We start from the raw sequence: 15344 nt of genomic DNA on the forward strand, positions 1-15344 counted from the left end.
GGGCTTGCCCCGCGATAAGGCTGGCACAGACAACCGAGATCCCGGATCCGCCCCATGCCCTCATCCTTCCGCGCCCTGCGCCTGGGTTTGATCATCCTGCTGATCCTGGTCGGCACCACCCTCAGCGCCGGCTGGGCCATGCACCAGGCCAAGCGCCAGGCCATGGAAACCGACGCCCGCCGGGCCAGCGAACAACTGGGGTTGTACGCCAACGCCCTGCACACTCTGATTGAGCGCTACCGCGCCCTGCCCGCAGTGCTGGCGCTGGATCCAGAGCTGATTGCCGCCCTGCGCGGCCCAGTCACCGAGCCGGTGCAGGACGCCCTGAACCGCAAGCTCGAACGCATCAACGGCGCCGCCAACTCCTCCACCCTGGAGCTGCTCGACCGCACGGGCCTGGCCATCGCCGCCAGCAACTGGCGCCTGCCGACCACCTATGTCGGTTCCAACTACGGCTTTCGCCCCTATTTCAAGCAGACCCGCAGCCAGGGCAGCGGCCGCTTCTACGCGGTCGGCGTGACCAGCGGCGTGCCGGGCTACTTCCTGTCCAGCGCGGTAGACGACGAACACGGCCGCTTCCTCGGCGCCATGGTGGTCAAGCTGGAGTTCCCGGAGCTCGAGCGCGAGTGGCGCCAAGGCAGCGATATCCTGCTGGTCAGCGATGCCCGCGGCATCACTTTCATCGCCAATCAGGACGGTTGGCGCTACCGTGAGCTGCAACCGCTGTCCGGCGCCGACCGCGCCGAGCTGGCCGAAACCCGCCAGTATGACAAGCAACCGCTGGTGCCCCTGCAGCACCAGGTCCTGACCCGCTTCACCGACACCAGCCACCTGACCCGCGTCCAGGGCCCGGATGGCACCGCCGAGTACCTGTGGGAGCGCCTGCCGCTGGAGGCCGAAGGCTGGACCCTGCACCTGCTGCGCAAGCCACAGGTCGCCGAGGACGGGCGCAACGCCGCCCTCGCCGCCGCGGCCATCTGGCTGAGCCTGGTGTTCGCCGCGCTGTTCGTCAGCCAGCGCCTGCGCCTGGCCCGACTGCGCCAACGCAGCCGACAAGAGCTCAAGCGCCTGGTCGAAGAGCGCACCCGCGAGCTGCATACCGCCCAGGAAGGCCTGGTGCAGTCAGCCAAGCTGGCGGCGCTGGGGCAGATGTCGGCAGCCCTGGCCCATGAAATCAACCAGCCGCTGACCACCCAGCGCATGCAATTGGAAACCCTGCGCCTGCTGCTCGACCATGGCCGCCATGACGAAGCGCGCCAGGCCTTGGAGCCTCTGGAGCAGATGCTGAGCCGCATGGCCGCGCTCACCGGCCACCTGAAGACCTTCGCCCGCAACAGCCCCGGCGGCCTGCGCGAGCGCCTGGACCTGGCCACGGTGGTCGACCAGGCGCTGCACCTGCTGGACACCCGCATCCGTGCCGAAGGCGTCGAAGTGGCGCTGTACCTGGCACGCCCGGCCTGGGTCCGCGGCGACGCGATCCGCCTGGAGCAGGTGCTGATCAACCTGCTGCGCAACGCCATCGACGCCATGGCCGACAAGCGTTACAAACGCCTGGAGATCCGCATCGAGGCCGACGATGCGCAGTGGCGCCTGAGCGTGCTCGATTCCGGTGGTGGTATCCTCGACTGCGACCTGGACCGGGTCTTCGATCCGTTCTTCACCACCAAGCCGGTCGGTGAGGGGCTGGGGCTGGGCCTGGCCATCTCCTATGGCATCGTCATCGACGCCGGTGGTCGCCTGCAGGTCGAGAACCTGCCGGGCGGTGCCCGCTTCAGCCTCACCCTGCCGCGCGACCTGGAGCCTGTATGTTGAATTCGGTGATCGTCGTCGACGACGAAGCGAGCATCCGCACCGCGGTGGAACAGTGGCTGAGCCTGTCGGGCTTCAACGTGCAGCTGTTCGCCCGCGCCGAGGACTGCCTGGACAGGCTCGAGCCGCACTTCCCCGGGGTGATCCTCAGCGACGTGCGCATGCCCGGTATGTCCGGCTTGCAGCTGCTCGAACGGTTGCAGGCAAGCGATCCCGACCTGCCGGTGATCCTGCTCACCGGCCATGGCGACGTGCCCATGGCGGTGGAAGCCATGCGCAATGGCGCCTATGACTTCCTGGAGAAACCGTTCACCCCGCAACACCTGATGGGCAGCCTGCGCCGGGCCCTGGAAAAGCGCCAGCTGGTCCTGGAGAACCGCCGCCTGCATGAACAGGCCGACCTCAAGGCACAACTGGAGAACACCCTGCTGGGCATGTCCCAAGGCTTGTTGCAACTGCGCCGTCAGGTGCTTGAGCTGGCCGGCCTGCCGGTCAACGTGCTGATTCGTGGCGAAACCGGCAGCGGCAAGGAGCGCGTGGCGCGCTGCCTGCACGACTTCGGCCCGCGCGCCGACAAGCCCTTCGTCGCCCTCAACTGCGCGGCCATTCCCGAGACGCTCTTCGAAGCCGAGCTGTTCGGCCATGAGAGCGGCGCATTCACCGGTGCCCAGGGCAAGCGTATCGGCAAACTGGAGTACGCCAATGGCGGTACCGTGTTCCTCGATGAAATCGAAAGCATGCCGTTGGCCCAGCAGGCCAAGCTGCTGCGGGTGATCCAGGAGCACAAGCTCGAGCGGCTGGGCGCCAACCAGAGCATCAGCGTCGACCTGCGCATCATCGCCGCGACCAAGCCAGACTTGCTGGAGGAAGCCCGCGCCGGGCGCTTTCGCGAAGACCTCGCCTACCGCCTGAACGTTGCCGAACTGAGACTGGCGCCCCTGCGCGAGCGGCGCGAGGACATCCCGTTGCTGTTCGAGCATTTCGCCCGCGCCGCCGCCGAACGCCTCGGACGCAGCGCCCCGCCGCTGAGCGGCGTGCAGCTGGCGCGCCTGCTGGCCCACGATTGGCCGGGCAATGTGCGCGAGCTGGCCAATGCCGCCGAACGACATGCCTTGGGGCTGGGCTCGCCGGCCCTGGAGATCGAGTCCGGTGGGCAATCACTGGTCGAGCAGATGGAAGCGTTCGAGGCCCAGTGCCTGCGCGCGGCCCTGCGCCAGCACAAGGGTGAGATCAAGGGCGTGATGGAGGCCTTGCAACTGCCGCGGCGCACACTCAATGAAAAGATGCAGCGGCATGGGTTGGTGAGAGAGGACTTTCTCGCCAGCGAGTAAGCGGATTTTTGCCTATCAACCTGCATGAATGAGCGGGAAACCGCTTATCCGTCTGTGCCTTCAAGGGGCTGCTTTACAGCCCATCGCTGGCAAGCCAGCTTCCACAGGTTACCGTGCACGCCAAGCAGCACGCGGTCTGTGTGGGAACTGGCTTGCCAGCGATGAGCGCCAGGCGCCCCCAGATGGATCACCACGCACTCATCTGGCACACCTCCTGCAAAACCCTTCTCAAGCTGCGCCTCGAGCGCGCTCCACAAAAACAACGAGAAGGTATCCCTGATGGATAACGCCAGCACTCTGCCCACCGGGGCGGCCGTTGCGCCCGCCGCGCAAAAGTCCACCGCCAGCCGCCTCAAATCGATCTTCAGTGGCTCCATCGGCAACATGGTCGAATGGTACGACTGGTACGTCTACGCCGCATTTTCGCTGTACTTCGCCAAGGCCTTCTTCCCCGCCGGCGACACCACCGCCCAACTGCTCAACACCGCCGCGATCTTCGCCGTGGGCTTCCTCATGCGCCCGATAGGCGGCTGGCTGATGGGCCTGTACGCCGACCGCAAGGGCCGCAAGGCGGCACTGATGGCCTCTGTACTGCTGATGTGCGCAGGCTCCCTGGTCATCGCCCTGACGCCGGGCTACGAAACCATCGGCGTCGCCGCGCCGATCCTGCTGGTCATCGCCCGCCTGATGCAGGGCCTGTCGGTAGGTGGTGAGTACGGCACCTCGGCCACTTATCTCAGCGAGATGGCCAGCAAGGAACGCCGTGGCTTCTTCTCCAGTTTCCAGTACGTCACCCTGATCTCGGGCCAGCTCATCGCCCTGGCGGTGCTGATCGTCCTGCAGAACACCCTGACCACCGAGGAGCTGTATGCCTGGGGCTGGCGCGTACCATTCGTGATCGGCGCGCTGTGCGCGGTGGTCGCCCTGTACCTGCGCCGCGGCATGGAAGAGACCGCCTCCTTCACCAAGAAGGAAAAATCCAGGGAAAGCCTGATGCGTACCCTGCTGCGCCATCCCAAAGAGCTGATGACCGTGGTCGGTCTGACCATGGGCGGTACCCTGGCCTTCTACACCTACACCACCTACATGCAGAAATACCTGGTCAACACCGTGGGCATGAGCATCAGCGACTCGACCACCATCTCGGCGGCCACGCTGTTCCTGTTCATGTGCCTGCAGCCGGTGATCGGCGGGCTGTCCGACAAGATTGGCCGACGCCCTATCCTGATCGCCTTCGGCGTGCTCGGCACCCTCTTCACCGTGCCGATCCTCAGCACCCTGCACACCATCCAGACCTGGTGGGGCGCGTTCTTCCTGATCATGGCCGCGCTGATCATCGTCAGCGGCTACACCTCGATCAACGCCGTGGTGAAGGCCGAACTGTTCCCGACCGAAATCCGCGCCCTGGGCGTCGGCCTGCCGTACGCGCTGACCGTGTCGATCTTCGGCGGCACCGCCGAGTATGTGGCCCTGTGGTTCAAGAGCATCGGCATGGAGACCGGCTTCTACTGGTACGTCACCGCCTGCATCGCTTGCTCGCTGTTGGTGTACGCGACCATGAAGGACACCAAGCAGCATTCGCGGATCACCACCGACTGATCCCTCCTCGCAGAACTGAAAAGGGGCGCTGCGGATGACCGGGCGCCCCTTTTTAAGGATTATGAGCCGAATAATAGCGCCATTCGGCTCACGCAATGAGCCGAATGGCGCTATTATTCGGCTCATGAACCCAAAAGCGCATACGGCTGCCGACACCGTCTGGGTCTGGCAGCAGGCCGACTGGCCCGACTTTCGTTGGGACGCATCACAACTGGCAACCTTGCTCAGAGACTGCGTCCAGGCGCAGGGCTGCCTGCTGGGCAGAGCGGGGGCGGTGACCGAGGCCAATGCCAACCTCGATACGCTCGATACCCTGCTGCAGAACATTGTCACATCCTCGGCCATCGAGGGTGAGCAGCTCAATGTGGAGTCCGTCCGCTCTTCCCTGGCCCGCCGGCTCGGCATCGCGGAGCCGGGTATGACCACGACACGCAGCGAGGGCCTGGCCGAACTGATGGTGGATGCGGCCATGGGCTATGTTCGGCCACTGGATCAACAGCGCCTGTTCCTGTGGCACCGCTGGCTGTTTCCCGAACCTGACGATTCACTCGCACCGCCCCTGCCAGTCGGTGAATGGCGCGACGATGCTCCAATGCAAGTGGTATCGGGGCGTATCGACAAACCCAGGGTGCATTTCGAAGCACCGCCGCGTGCCGGCCTGGAGCAGCGGGTGCGGCAGTTCATCGACTGGTTTGAAAATAGCCGCAGCGATCGGCAACTCGACCCCCTGCTACGCGCGGGGCTCGCCCATTTCTGGTTCGTCACCTTGCACCCCTTCGCCGATGGCAACGGCCGCCTGGCGCGCGCCATCACAGACCTGGCATTGGCCCAGGGCGAGCAGCGTGCGGTCCGTTTCTACGCCATGTCCAGCAGCATCCTGGAAGACCGGGCCGGCTACTACGCAGTCCTTGAAAGCAGCCAGCGCGGCGACCTGGACGTCACACAATGGCTGGCCTGGTTCCTGTCCACCTTGCTGCGCAGCCTCCAGCAAGCGCTGGTGCGCATCGACCGGGTGCTGGCCAAGGCGCGCTTCTGGCTGATCCATCGTGACGATGGCTTGTTGCCCGAACAAGTCAAGGTGCTCAACCGCCTGCTCGATGGTGGGCCTCGCGGGTTCGAAGCCGGTATCAGTGCCAGCCAGTACCAGGCGGTGGCCAAGGTCTCCAAGGCCACGGCCACCCGGCACCTTGCCGACCTGCTGGATAAGCACTGCCTGGTTCGCCTGCCCGGCGGTGGGCGAAGTACCCGCTACAGGATTGATACCCGAGAGACCTGAACAAGGGCCGGTTACGACAACTCGGCCACCCGCTGTGGCTCGCGACGCTGGTAATAGGTGGCCATCAGCACCAGTACCAGCAGCACGCCGCCAAGCACCAGTGATGAGCCCACTGTGCCAAAGTCCAGCCCGCCTTTCTCGTGTGACTTGGTCAGCACGTCGCCCAGCGTGGCACCGAACGGACGGGTGAGGACGAAGGCGATCCAGAACAGCACGACACCCGAGATCTTCGTCCAGTAGCGGGCTGCGGCCACCAGCGCGATCGCCGAGCCGATCAGCAGCGCGCCACCAGCGAAGCCCAGGCCGGAATCATCGGCCAGGTAATCGCCGAGGGCAGTGCCCAGGGTGTTGGAGAACAGGATCGCTACCCAATAGAACAGCTCGCCACCACGACTGCGGATGCGGCTGACGTCCAGCGGGTTGCCGCTCAGGCGCCACAGGGCAAAGGTCAGCAGGAGAATGCCGATCAGCAGTGCCGAGCCCAGGGCGTAGCCCAGGCCCAGGGTCCGGTCCATGAAGTCGGACATGGTGGTACCGGCGGTACTGGTGGAGAGAATCACCAGCCAATACAGCATCGGGTGATAACGGCGCGAGTAGAGCTGGGTGACCAGGGTCACCTGGAACACGCTGATAAGCAACAGCGAGCTCATGGCGTAGCCGATGTCCAGGGTCATCGACAGCAGGTCGCCGGCCGTCTCGCCGAGGGTGGTGGCGCAGATCTTCATGACCCAGAAGGCCAAGGTGATTTGCGGGAGTTTGTTCATGGGTCTGCCGCTCCAGGGGTTCAAGTGCGGCGATGGTGGCGAGCGAAGCCTGAAAAATCGGTTTGAGCCGTATGAAAAATCCGTTGATTGCTTAATCCACAGGCTTGCCTGCTCTTAATTCCCCAATAATTTCCGCCGTCCATCTTTGTCGAACTGGAAAAAAATCATCGGCGTCGGGCTGCACGCCACGCGCAATGCTCACTGCCAGTTAGGGAAAGCCACGCCCAAACAAATCGAATTAATCGATTAATTAATGCTATTTTTTGCGCTTTTTTATCGATAGATCAGGCGTAGCATTGAATCCATAGAAACAACAACCCCTAGCAACTCACCGGAGCAACGACCATGAAAAACAAACTGATCCTCACCCTCGCTCTCTCTGTGCTGACCACCGGCGCTTTCGCCGAAGACGGTTTCGACCGCACTGGCGCTCACACCTTCGCTGCAGTGCAGAGCCAGTCGGCCACCTATGTAGAAGATGGCTTTGATCGTACCGGTGGCCAACATTTCGCCGAAGACGGCTTCGATCCTACCGGCGGCCAGCGCTTCGCCGAAGATGGCTTCGATCGTACCGGCGGCCAGCGCTTCGCCGAAGATGGCTTCGATCGTACCGGCGGCCAGCGCTTTGCCGAAGATGGCTTTGATCGCACTGGCGGCCAGCGCTTCGCCGAAGACGGCTTTGATCGCACTGGCGGCCAGCGCTTCGCAGAAGACGGCTTTGATCGCACTGGCGGCCAGCGCTTCGCCGAAGACGGCTTCGACCGCACCAACGGCCACCGCATCAGCTGATCGCTGATGCGCGCTACCAGCCCGGCTTCGGCCGGGCTTGATTATTTGCAGCCGGGCCAAGCCTTGGCACACTAGGCGCCTTGTCCCCCACCAGGAAGGGCCTCGCGGCCTTGCGCAGATGTACTACTACGAACCCGCCAAAGGCCACGGCCTGCCCCACGACCCGTTCAACGCCATCGTCGGCCCACGGCCCATCGGCTGGATCTCCAGCCACGACCGCGAAGGCCGCCTGAACCTGGCGCCCTACAGCTTCTTCAACGCCTTCAACTACATCCCTCCGATCATCGGTTTCTGCAGCGTCGGGCGCAAAGACAGCCTGAACAACATCGAGCAGACCGGAGAGTTCGTCTGGAACCTGGCCACCCGTCCGCTGGCGCAGCAGATGAACCAGAGCTGCGCCGCCGTGGCGGCGGATGTCGACGAGTTCGCGCTCAGCGGCCTCACCCCGACCGCCTCGAATGTGGTCAAGGTGCCGCGTGTCGGCGAAAGCCCGGTGAGTTTCGAATGCAAGGTCAGCCAGATCGTCCAGCTCAAGCGTGCGGACCAGGAAGTGGTGCCCAGCTGGCTGATCCTCGGCGAGGTGGTGGCGGTGCACATTGCCGAGCACCTGCTGAAAGACGGTATCTACGACACCGCCGCCGCCGAGCCGATCCTGCGTGGCGGCGGCCCGGCCGACTACTTTGCGCTGGGCGAGCTGTTCAAGATGGCTCGGCCACAGGCCTGATCAGAAAATCAGCTCACCTTCCTCGCCCACGCCCTGCAGGCGTTCGAGTTCGGCACAAGCGGCCTCGTCGGCCGCGATCGCCGACTGGAACACCTGCCCGTCCAGCACTTTGTGAAAGCGCGGCGCGCCGCCCATGACCAGGGCCTTCACGGCAATCGCCGCGTGGTAGCCGCCGCCTTGTACCGGGACCATTGCCGAAACCGCTTCGAAGTGGGGGAATTCTCTACGTGCCATGTCGCTCTGCGCCTGTGTGATCGAGGGACAACATTTTACACGCTAGGCGAACGTATGCAGGTCGAGGCTGCTGACCACCTGCTCCTGCACCAGCTCACCAAATACGTCGAGGGTGGGCGAGGCGAAATAGCCACTCATCGCCTGCTGGTCGCACCAGCTGCCGCTGAGCAGCCACAGGTCGGCATCGACCTGCGAGCGCTGCACGCTGAAGCTCAGGCAGCCCGGCGCACGCCGCGACGGCTCGAGCAGGTCGCGCAGGCGCACGCCAAGTTCCGCGGATCGACCGTTGCTGGCGCGGATGAAAGCCAGGTGTGTGACCGGTTGCTGCTGGCTCATGAACGATCTCCTTGAAGCGCTACGGACGGGAAAACCAGGCTGCCAAGGTTAGGGGGTCGCCCACGCGGAACGTTAGGCCATTACTGCCGGCCGATTGCCTGATCCTGCAACGGAGCAGGATCAGGCAATCGATCTGCAGCTTTCGACTAGCGCCTGCCATTGCCCAAACCTATGCTGCGTCCGTCAGCAGAGGAATACCGCCATGAGTTCATCCACGTCCCTCGATCCGCTTCTGGAGCAGCAACGCCAGGAGCTGGCCGGACTGATCCGGCGTCACGCCCAAATCCCCCATGGCTCGGTGTCGGCCATCGAAGACCTGTACCTGACCCGCTACGAAGAGGATGTACGCGGCATGCCGGCCCTGGCACAACCGGCCTTGTGCATCCTGGCCCAGGGCAGCAAGACATTGTTCCTGGGCGACGAGCGCTATACCTACGACCCGCTGCACTACATGGTGGTCTCGGTGACGCTGCCCATTACCGGCGCCCTGCTCGAGGCCAGCCCGGAGAACCCCTGCCTGGGTTTGCGCCTGGATATCGACCCGGCACAGATCAGCCAGCTGATCGCCGAGAGCGGGCCGATACTGGTCCCCGGCCAGGCTTCCGGCCGTGGACTGTTCGTGGAGAAAAGCGATCCGCAGTTGCTCGACACGCTGCTGCGCCTGGTGCGCTTGCTCGACAGCCCGCGGGATATCGCCGTGCTCGCCCCACTGGTGCGCCGCGAGCTGATGTATCGCGTGCTGCGTGGCCCCCAGGGCTGGCGTCTGTGCGAGATCGCCCTGTCCAGCAGCCAGACCCACCGGGTATGCCAGGCCATCGCCTGGCTCAACCGGCATTACCAGGAGCCCTTGCGCATCGAGGACCTGGCACGCGAGGTCAACCTCAGCACCTCGACCCTGCACCACCGTTTCAAGGCGGTGACCTCGATGAGCCCGTTGCAGTACCAGAAGCAGCTGCGCCTGCAGGAGGCGCGGCGACTGATGCTCAATGACGGGCTGGAGGCCGCGGTGGCTGGCTACCGGGTGGGCTATGAAAGTCCGTCGCAGTTCAGCCGCGAGTACAGCCGCTTGTACGGAGCACCGCCGATTCGCGACGTGGCGCGCCTGCGCGCCAGCGCCAGCTGAAAAGAGACAAACATCGGACGACCGTAGGATCGGGCTTGCCCCGCGATCGACGGCAAAGCCCTCGCTACTGCGCTCAGGCTAGTACCGCCTGCTGCCACCGACCTTGATCCACCTGGATCAAGGTCGGTCCCTGACGCTCCACTGCCCGGCCCAACGCCGCCTGCAACTGCCCCACATCGCCCACGTCCTCTGCCTCGGCCCCCAGCGCCAGCGCCAAGCCAATGAAGTCCGGGGTATGGATGTCCACGCCAACCGGCTCGATCGCCCGGTTGACCATGTACTTCTTGATTTCCTCGTACCCCTGGTTGTTCCACAGCAGCACGATCAGCGGCACCTGCGCCTCGACCACGCTGGCCAGCTCGGGCAAGGTGAACTGCAACCCGCCGTCACCGATAAGGCACACCACCGGCGCGCGTTCGGCGGGCGACTCGGCGCTGCCCAACCAGGCGCCCATGGCGGCCGGCAACGCGTAGCCCAGCGTGCCGTAACCGGTCGAGGCATTGAACCAGCGGCGCGGCCTGGCCATGTCCAGGGTCAGGTTGCCGGTATAGACCGGCTGGGTCGAATCGCCCACCAGGATGGCGTCCGGCAGGGTTTGCAGGATGCTGGTCAGCAGACGGGTCTGGCTCAGGGTCGGCTGGTCCCAACTGGCCGCGTTGTCCTGGCGCAGGCGGGCGGCCCGCGCCGCTCCCCAATCGCTATCACGCGGCGGTTGCGCCTGCAGGTTCAGGGCTACCAGCAGCGCTTCGGTGGCCTGGGCGGCATCGCCCACCAGGGCCAGTTCTGGCAGGTAATTGCGTACTGTCTGGTCAGGGTCGATATCGATCCGCAGCAGGCTGCCGGGAATCTCGAAACCGCCCTTGAAGGTCACATCGTAGTCGGTTTCGGCCAGTTCGGTGCCGATGGCCAGCACCACGTCGGCCTCGGCCACCAGCGCGCGGGTGGCAGACAGGGTCTGGGTCGAACCGATCTGCAGCGGATGGTTGGCGGGCAACAACCCCTTGGCGTTGATGGTCAGCGCCACCGGCGCCTGCAGGTGCTCGGCCAGTCGCGCCAGCGCGGTGCCCGCCTCCAGCGCACCGCCACCGGCCAGGATCAGCGGACGCCGCGCCTTGGCCAGGCGCACGGCCATGCGCTGCACGGTCTGTGGCGCGGCGCCGGCACGGGTGGTACGCACCACGCGGCCCGGCAACAGATGATCGGCGGGTTCCACCAGCACATCCAGCGGGATCTCGATATGCACAGGGCGAGGCCGGCCACCGTCGAACACGGCGAAGGCCCGGGCCAGCACCTCAGGCAGATCATCGGCGCTCATCAGCGTGTGCGAGAACGCCGCCACCCCCGCTACCAGCCCGGCCTGGTTGGACAGCTCATGCAGCTTGCCACGGCCGCCGCCCAGCTGGTTGCGCGATTGCACGCTGGAAATCACCAGCATCGGAATCGAGTCGGCATAGGCCTGGCCCATGGCGGTGGTGATGTTGGTCATGCCCGGGCCGGTGATGATGAAACACACGCCAGGCTTACCCCGGGTACGCGCGTAGCCATCGGCCATGAACCCGGCACCCTGCTCGTGGCGGGGGGTGATGTGACGGATCGAGGAAGCGGCCAGGCCGCGGTAGAGTTCCACGGTATGCACGCCGGGAATGCCAAAGACATGATCGACGCCATAGCCTTCGAGGAGTTTGACCAGCACTTCACCACAGGTTGCCATCATCGAGTACCCGATTCTTGTTAAGACCTGTGCTCATGGAAACAAGCGCCGACTACCGCCACAATGCAAAAAAACACATACTAGCCATGATCCCATATCATGGCTTGTCACAATGAAACGCCTGCCGCCCCTCCCCGCCCTGCACACCTTCCTGGTGACCGCCCAGCACTGCAACTTCACCCGCGCCGCGCACCATCTGCATATCACCCAAGGCGCGGTCAGCCGGCAGATCGCCGGGCTCGAGGAGCACCTGGGCTACGCATTGTTCCAGCGCCAGGCCCGAGGCCTGGCGCTGACCCGCGAAGGGCAGGACTGGCTGCCCCGGGTGCAGCAGATCTTTGCCCTGATCGAGCAAGGCGTGCGCGAGGTCGGCGGACGCAGCGCGACACTGCAGCTCAAAGCGCCGACCTGTGTGATGCGCTGGCTGCTGCCACGCTTGCTGGAATGGCAGGCACTGCGCCCAGATGTCCCGGTGGAGTTGACCACCACGGTGCAGCATGGCGTGGATTTTCGTCGCGAGGGCTTCGATGCGGCCGTGGTCTATGGCGCGGCGCCGAACCAGGGGCAGCAGGTACGCAAGCTGTTCGACGAACAACTGACGCCGGTCTGCGCGCCATCGGTGTCTAGCGGCCCCTTGCAGTTGCAGGACCTGGCACGGCAGATGCTGCTGCACCCCTCGCGGGACGAACATGACTGGCGGTTGTGGTTGCAGGCGGCCAATGCCGGGTTCGAGCCCCAGGGGCCGAAGCAGCATTTCGAGACGTTGGACATGGCGATGGCCATGGCCTCCCAAGGGACGGGGATCGCCATTGGCGATTTCTCGCTGATCGGCGACGACCTGCACGCAGGCCGATTGTGCATGCCGTTCGAGCTGAAGGTGACGACCGGGAAGGGGTATTACCTGGTGACACCTTCGAAGACCATGCCCGCGGGGCTGGTCGAGTTGATGGAGTGGCTGCAGGCACGTGCCTCAAGCCTTGCACAATCCCTGTAGGAGCGGCCTTGTGTCGCGAAAGGGGCGCGCAGCGGCCCCAGGATCGTGGCCATGGCATAGATCGCCGGGGCCGCTTGCGGGTCCTTTCGCGACACAAGGCCGCTCCTACAGGTACCGTGCGACTCAGTAACCGACCGTGAACCTTGCCCGCGAGTGTGCCGGCTTTTCCAGCTCGTCGAGCATGGCGATGGCGTAATCGGCAAAGGTGATCCAGCTCTTGCCGTCTGCGCCGATCAGCAGGTGGTCCTTGCCCAGGGTGTAGTGCCCGCTGCGCTCGCCTTCGACGAACTCCGCCGACGGCGACAGGAAGGTCCAGTCCAGGGTCGGTTCGCGGCGCAGCGTATCGAGAAAGCGCACCCCGGCGCTGGCCTCGGCCTTGTAGGCCTCGGGGAAGTCCGGGCTGTCGATCACCCGGTGCCCGGACGGCAGCAGCAGGCTGCCGGCCCCGCCCACCACCAGCAGGCGCTTGACCCCGGCCCGCTTGACCGGCTCGATGATCGCGCCCGGCTCGAGAGTGGAAAAATGCGCCGCGCTCAGCACCGCGTCGCAGCCCGCCACGGCCGCCTGCAGGGCGGCGCTGTCCTTGGCATCCAGCGCCTTGACCGTCACGCCGTCACGGCCTTGCAGGCTGCCCGGATCACGGGCGATCGCCACCACACTGTGACCACGACGCAGGGCCTCTTCCAGTAACTGGCTGCCGGCGCGCCCGGTGGCGCCGATGATTGCGATCTTGCTCATGGGAAACACTCCAACAGGTTGAAAGGGATTACCACTTCATCTCGCCCTTGGCGACCTTGGCCCCCAGTTCCAGGGAACTCTCGTCGCCAAGGTTCGGGTAGCGTTGCTTCATCGCTGCGATCAGCGCGGCGGAGTCGGCGGCCTTGGCGGCTTCGGTATCGAAGTCACGAATGTAGCCGGCGGTGAAGCGCACCGCGTCCAGCGAGCGGCTGCTGTCGCCCAGGTAATGCCCAGGGATCACCGTGCGCGGGGCAAGCTGCTCGATCTTCGCCAGGGTGCTCAGCCAGTCGGCGTGGGATTGCGCGGTCTGGGTGTCGGCCATCCACACGTGGATGTGCTCGGAAACCACCACGCCACCGACCACTGCCTTGATCGAGGGAATCCAGACGAAGCTGCGGTCCGGCTGTGGACCGTCAAGGCCGACAACCTCCAGTGCCTGGCCTTCCAGCTCCAGGCGATTGCCCTCGAGGACCTGCGGCACCACCAGGCGTGCCGGCTTGTCCGCGCCCATCTGCGGGCCCCAGTAGGCCAACTTGGCGTCCATGGTCTTGCGAATGTGTTCGACAGTGGCGGCCGAGGCGACCACCCGGGCCTTGGGAAACGCCTGGGCGATGGTGTCCAGGCCAAAGTAGTAGTCTGGGTCGCCATGGCTGACATAGATGGTGGTGAGCTGCTTGCCGCTGGCACGCAGGCGTTCGACCACCTGCTCGGCCTGGCCTTTGCCGAACTGGGCGTCGACCAGGATGGCCTCATGGGCGCCACTGACGATCACCGAACTGACCGGGAAGATCGCCGCGTGGCCAGGGTTGTAGGCTTCGAGCTTTAGCGGTTCGCTGGCCATGGCCTGGCCGCCGAGGGTGAGACAGGCCAGCAGCAGGCCGCGCAGGGGAGTGAGAAGAGACATCGCAAGATCCTGTGAGTGGGACGATGCAGACAAGCTTAGTTGCCCGAACCAATACAAAAAATGCGATGCTTCGACATAGTTTGTTTCTAAAATCGGACAGATCATGGACCGTCTCAACGCCATGCGCGTATTCGTCACCGTCGTCGACCTGGGCAGCCAGTCCGCCGCGGCGGATCATCTGGAGCTTTCCAGGCCCGTGGTATCGCGCTACCTGGCGGAGCTGGAGGACTGGGTGGGCGCACGCCTGATGCAACGCACCACGCGCAAGCTAAGCCTGACGGCGGCGGGTCTCGAAACCCTGCCCCGCTGCCGCCAGTTGCTGGAGCTGGCCGGCGACCTGCAGAACGCCGTGCGCCAGCCGGACGACGCCCCCCGCGGTGAACTGCGCATCAGCGTCAGCACCTCGTTCGGCCAGGCCCAACTGGTGGATGCGCTGGCCGCCTATGTCAAACGCTACCCTGGGGTGAAAGTGGAACTGCAAATGCTCGACCGCACCGTCAACTTGGTGGACGAGCGCATCGACCTGGCCATCCGCACCAGCAACGACGTCGACCCCAACCTCATCGCACGGCGCCTGAGCGTGTGCCGCTCGGTGGTCTGCGCCAGCCCCGCCTACCTGCGCGAGCACGGTACGCCGCGCCAGGTCGAGGAACTGAGCCGGCACAACTGCCTGACCCACGCCTACTTCGGCCACAGCCTGTGGCATTTCGAGGTGGACGGGCAGAACGTCGCCGTGCCGGTGCAGGGCAATATCAGCGCCAACGAGGCCATGACCCTGCAGAAAGCCGCCCTGGCCCACGCCGGGATCGCCATGTTGCCCACCTACCAGGCGGCGGCCGCGTTGCGCAGTGGCGAGCTGGTGCGGCTATTGCCGCACGCCAGGCCACGGGAGCTGACCCTGAATGCGGTGTACACCTCGCGTAAGCACATGCCGGCGACGCTGCGCAGCATGCTCGACTTCCTGGCGCAGCGGTTCGGCGACGAGCCGGAGTGGGACAAGGGATTGAGCTGA

The 15344-nt window shown here is 65.0% G+C and carries 15 protein-coding genes; 9 read left to right on the forward strand and 6 right to left on the reverse strand.

The features are described 5' to 3' along the window. The first annotated feature begins 54 nt into the window (after nucleotides 1-54). The 4 genes from AC25ND_RS03695 to AC25ND_RS03710 all read left to right on the forward strand — a co-directional run bounded on the left by AC25ND_RS03695 (nucleotide 55) and on the right by AC25ND_RS03710 (nucleotide 6015). Nucleotides 55-1812, forward strand: a complete 1758-nt coding sequence (locus tag AC25ND_RS03695; protein WP_028690187.1) for an ATP-binding protein — start codon at nucleotides 55-57, stop codon at nucleotides 1810-1812. Continuing rightward, nucleotides 1806-3140: a sigma-54-dependent transcriptional regulator gene (locus AC25ND_RS03700; RefSeq protein ID WP_062364128.1), complete on the forward strand. Its 1335-nt coding sequence runs from the start codon at nucleotides 1806-1808 to the stop codon at nucleotides 3138-3140. The genes AC25ND_RS03695 and AC25ND_RS03700 overlap by 7 nt, the downstream gene beginning before the upstream one ends. A 279-nt stretch (nucleotides 3141-3419) precedes the next feature. Further along, complete coding sequence (locus AC25ND_RS03705) at nucleotides 3420-4739, forward strand: MFS transporter (RefSeq protein ID WP_420917067.1); 1320 nt, start codon at nucleotides 3420-3422, stop codon at nucleotides 4737-4739. A 124-nt stretch (nucleotides 4740-4863) separates the two neighbouring features. Then, on the forward strand, nucleotides 4864-6015 hold the full coding sequence (locus AC25ND_RS03710) for a Fic family protein (protein WP_062364127.1): 1152 nt from the start codon (nucleotides 4864-4866) through the stop codon (nucleotides 6013-6015). An 11-nt stretch (nucleotides 6016-6026) separates the two neighbouring features. Here AC25ND_RS03710 and AC25ND_RS03715 read toward each other — a convergent pair whose 3' ends face one another. After that, nucleotides 6027-6779 (reverse strand): COG4705 family protein, encoded by a 753-nt coding sequence (locus tag AC25ND_RS03715; RefSeq protein WP_486976112.1) that lies wholly within the window; start codon nucleotides 6777-6779, stop codon nucleotides 6027-6029. A 345-nt stretch (nucleotides 6780-7124) separates the two neighbouring features. Here AC25ND_RS03715 and AC25ND_RS03720 point away from each other — a divergent pair, with 345 nt between their 5' ends. Continuing rightward, nucleotides 7125-7568, forward strand: a complete 444-nt coding sequence (locus AC25ND_RS03720) for a heme utilization protein (protein WP_486976113.1) — start codon at nucleotides 7125-7127, stop codon at nucleotides 7566-7568. A 118-nt stretch (nucleotides 7569-7686) separates the two neighbouring features. Further along, entirely contained in the window at nucleotides 7687-8292 is a 606-nt protein-coding gene (locus AC25ND_RS03725) for a flavin reductase family protein (RefSeq protein WP_062364125.1), read from the forward strand. Here the strand turns inward: AC25ND_RS03725 and AC25ND_RS03730 are convergent, their stop codons facing one another. Beyond that, complete coding sequence (locus AC25ND_RS03730; protein WP_028690193.1) at nucleotides 8293-8526, reverse strand: hypothetical protein; 234 nt, start codon at nucleotides 8524-8526, stop codon at nucleotides 8293-8295. It abuts the gene before it with no gap. A 42-nt stretch (nucleotides 8527-8568) separates the two neighbouring features. Then, on the reverse strand, nucleotides 8569-8862 hold the full coding sequence (locus AC25ND_RS03735; RefSeq protein WP_028690194.1) for a putative quinol monooxygenase: 294 nt from the start codon (nucleotides 8860-8862) through the stop codon (nucleotides 8569-8571). A 202-nt stretch (nucleotides 8863-9064) separates the two neighbouring features. On the opposite strand from AC25ND_RS03735, the gene AC25ND_RS03740 reads away from it, so the two are divergent. Continuing rightward, nucleotides 9065-9985 carry an AraC family transcriptional regulator gene (locus AC25ND_RS03740; RefSeq protein ID WP_028690195.1) on the forward strand — a complete coding sequence of 307 codons (921 nt, stop codon included), beginning with the start codon at nucleotides 9065-9067 and terminating at the stop codon, nucleotides 9983-9985. 73 nt (nucleotides 9986-10058) lie between these two features. Here the strand turns inward: AC25ND_RS03740 and AC25ND_RS03745 are convergent, their stop codons facing one another. Further along, entirely contained in the window at nucleotides 10059-11696 is a 1638-nt protein-coding gene (locus AC25ND_RS03745; RefSeq protein WP_486976151.1) for a 5-guanidino-2-oxopentanoate decarboxylase, read from the reverse strand. A 112-nt stretch (nucleotides 11697-11808) separates the two neighbouring features. Here AC25ND_RS03745 and AC25ND_RS03750 point away from each other — a divergent pair, with 112 nt between their 5' ends. After that, nucleotides 11809-12690 (forward strand): LysR substrate-binding domain-containing protein, encoded by an 882-nt coding sequence (locus tag AC25ND_RS03750; protein ID WP_028690197.1) that lies wholly within the window; start codon nucleotides 11809-11811, stop codon nucleotides 12688-12690. Nucleotides 12691-12813: 123 nt separating this feature from the next. Here AC25ND_RS03750 and AC25ND_RS03755 read toward each other — a convergent pair whose 3' ends face one another. Both AC25ND_RS03755 and AC25ND_RS03760 read right to left on the reverse strand, forming a co-directional pair. Then, the gene (locus AC25ND_RS03755; protein WP_062364124.1) at nucleotides 12814-13428 is read right to left on the reverse strand and encodes an NAD(P)-dependent oxidoreductase; all 615 of its coding nucleotides are present in this window, start codon (nucleotides 13426-13428) and stop codon (nucleotides 12814-12816) included. Between the two features lie 28 nt (nucleotides 13429-13456). Further along, nucleotides 13457-14332 carry an MBL fold metallo-hydrolase gene (locus AC25ND_RS03760; RefSeq protein ID WP_486976114.1) on the reverse strand — a complete coding sequence of 292 codons (876 nt, stop codon included), beginning with the start codon at nucleotides 14330-14332 and terminating at the stop codon, nucleotides 13457-13459. A gap of 103 nt (nucleotides 14333-14435) precedes the next feature. On the opposite strand from AC25ND_RS03760, the gene AC25ND_RS03765 reads away from it, so the two are divergent. Continuing rightward, nucleotides 14436-15344, forward strand: a complete 909-nt coding sequence (locus AC25ND_RS03765) for a LysR family transcriptional regulator (RefSeq protein WP_028690200.1) — start codon at nucleotides 14436-14438, stop codon at nucleotides 15342-15344.

The organism is Pseudomonas sp. P110(2024) (assembly GCF_057480795.1).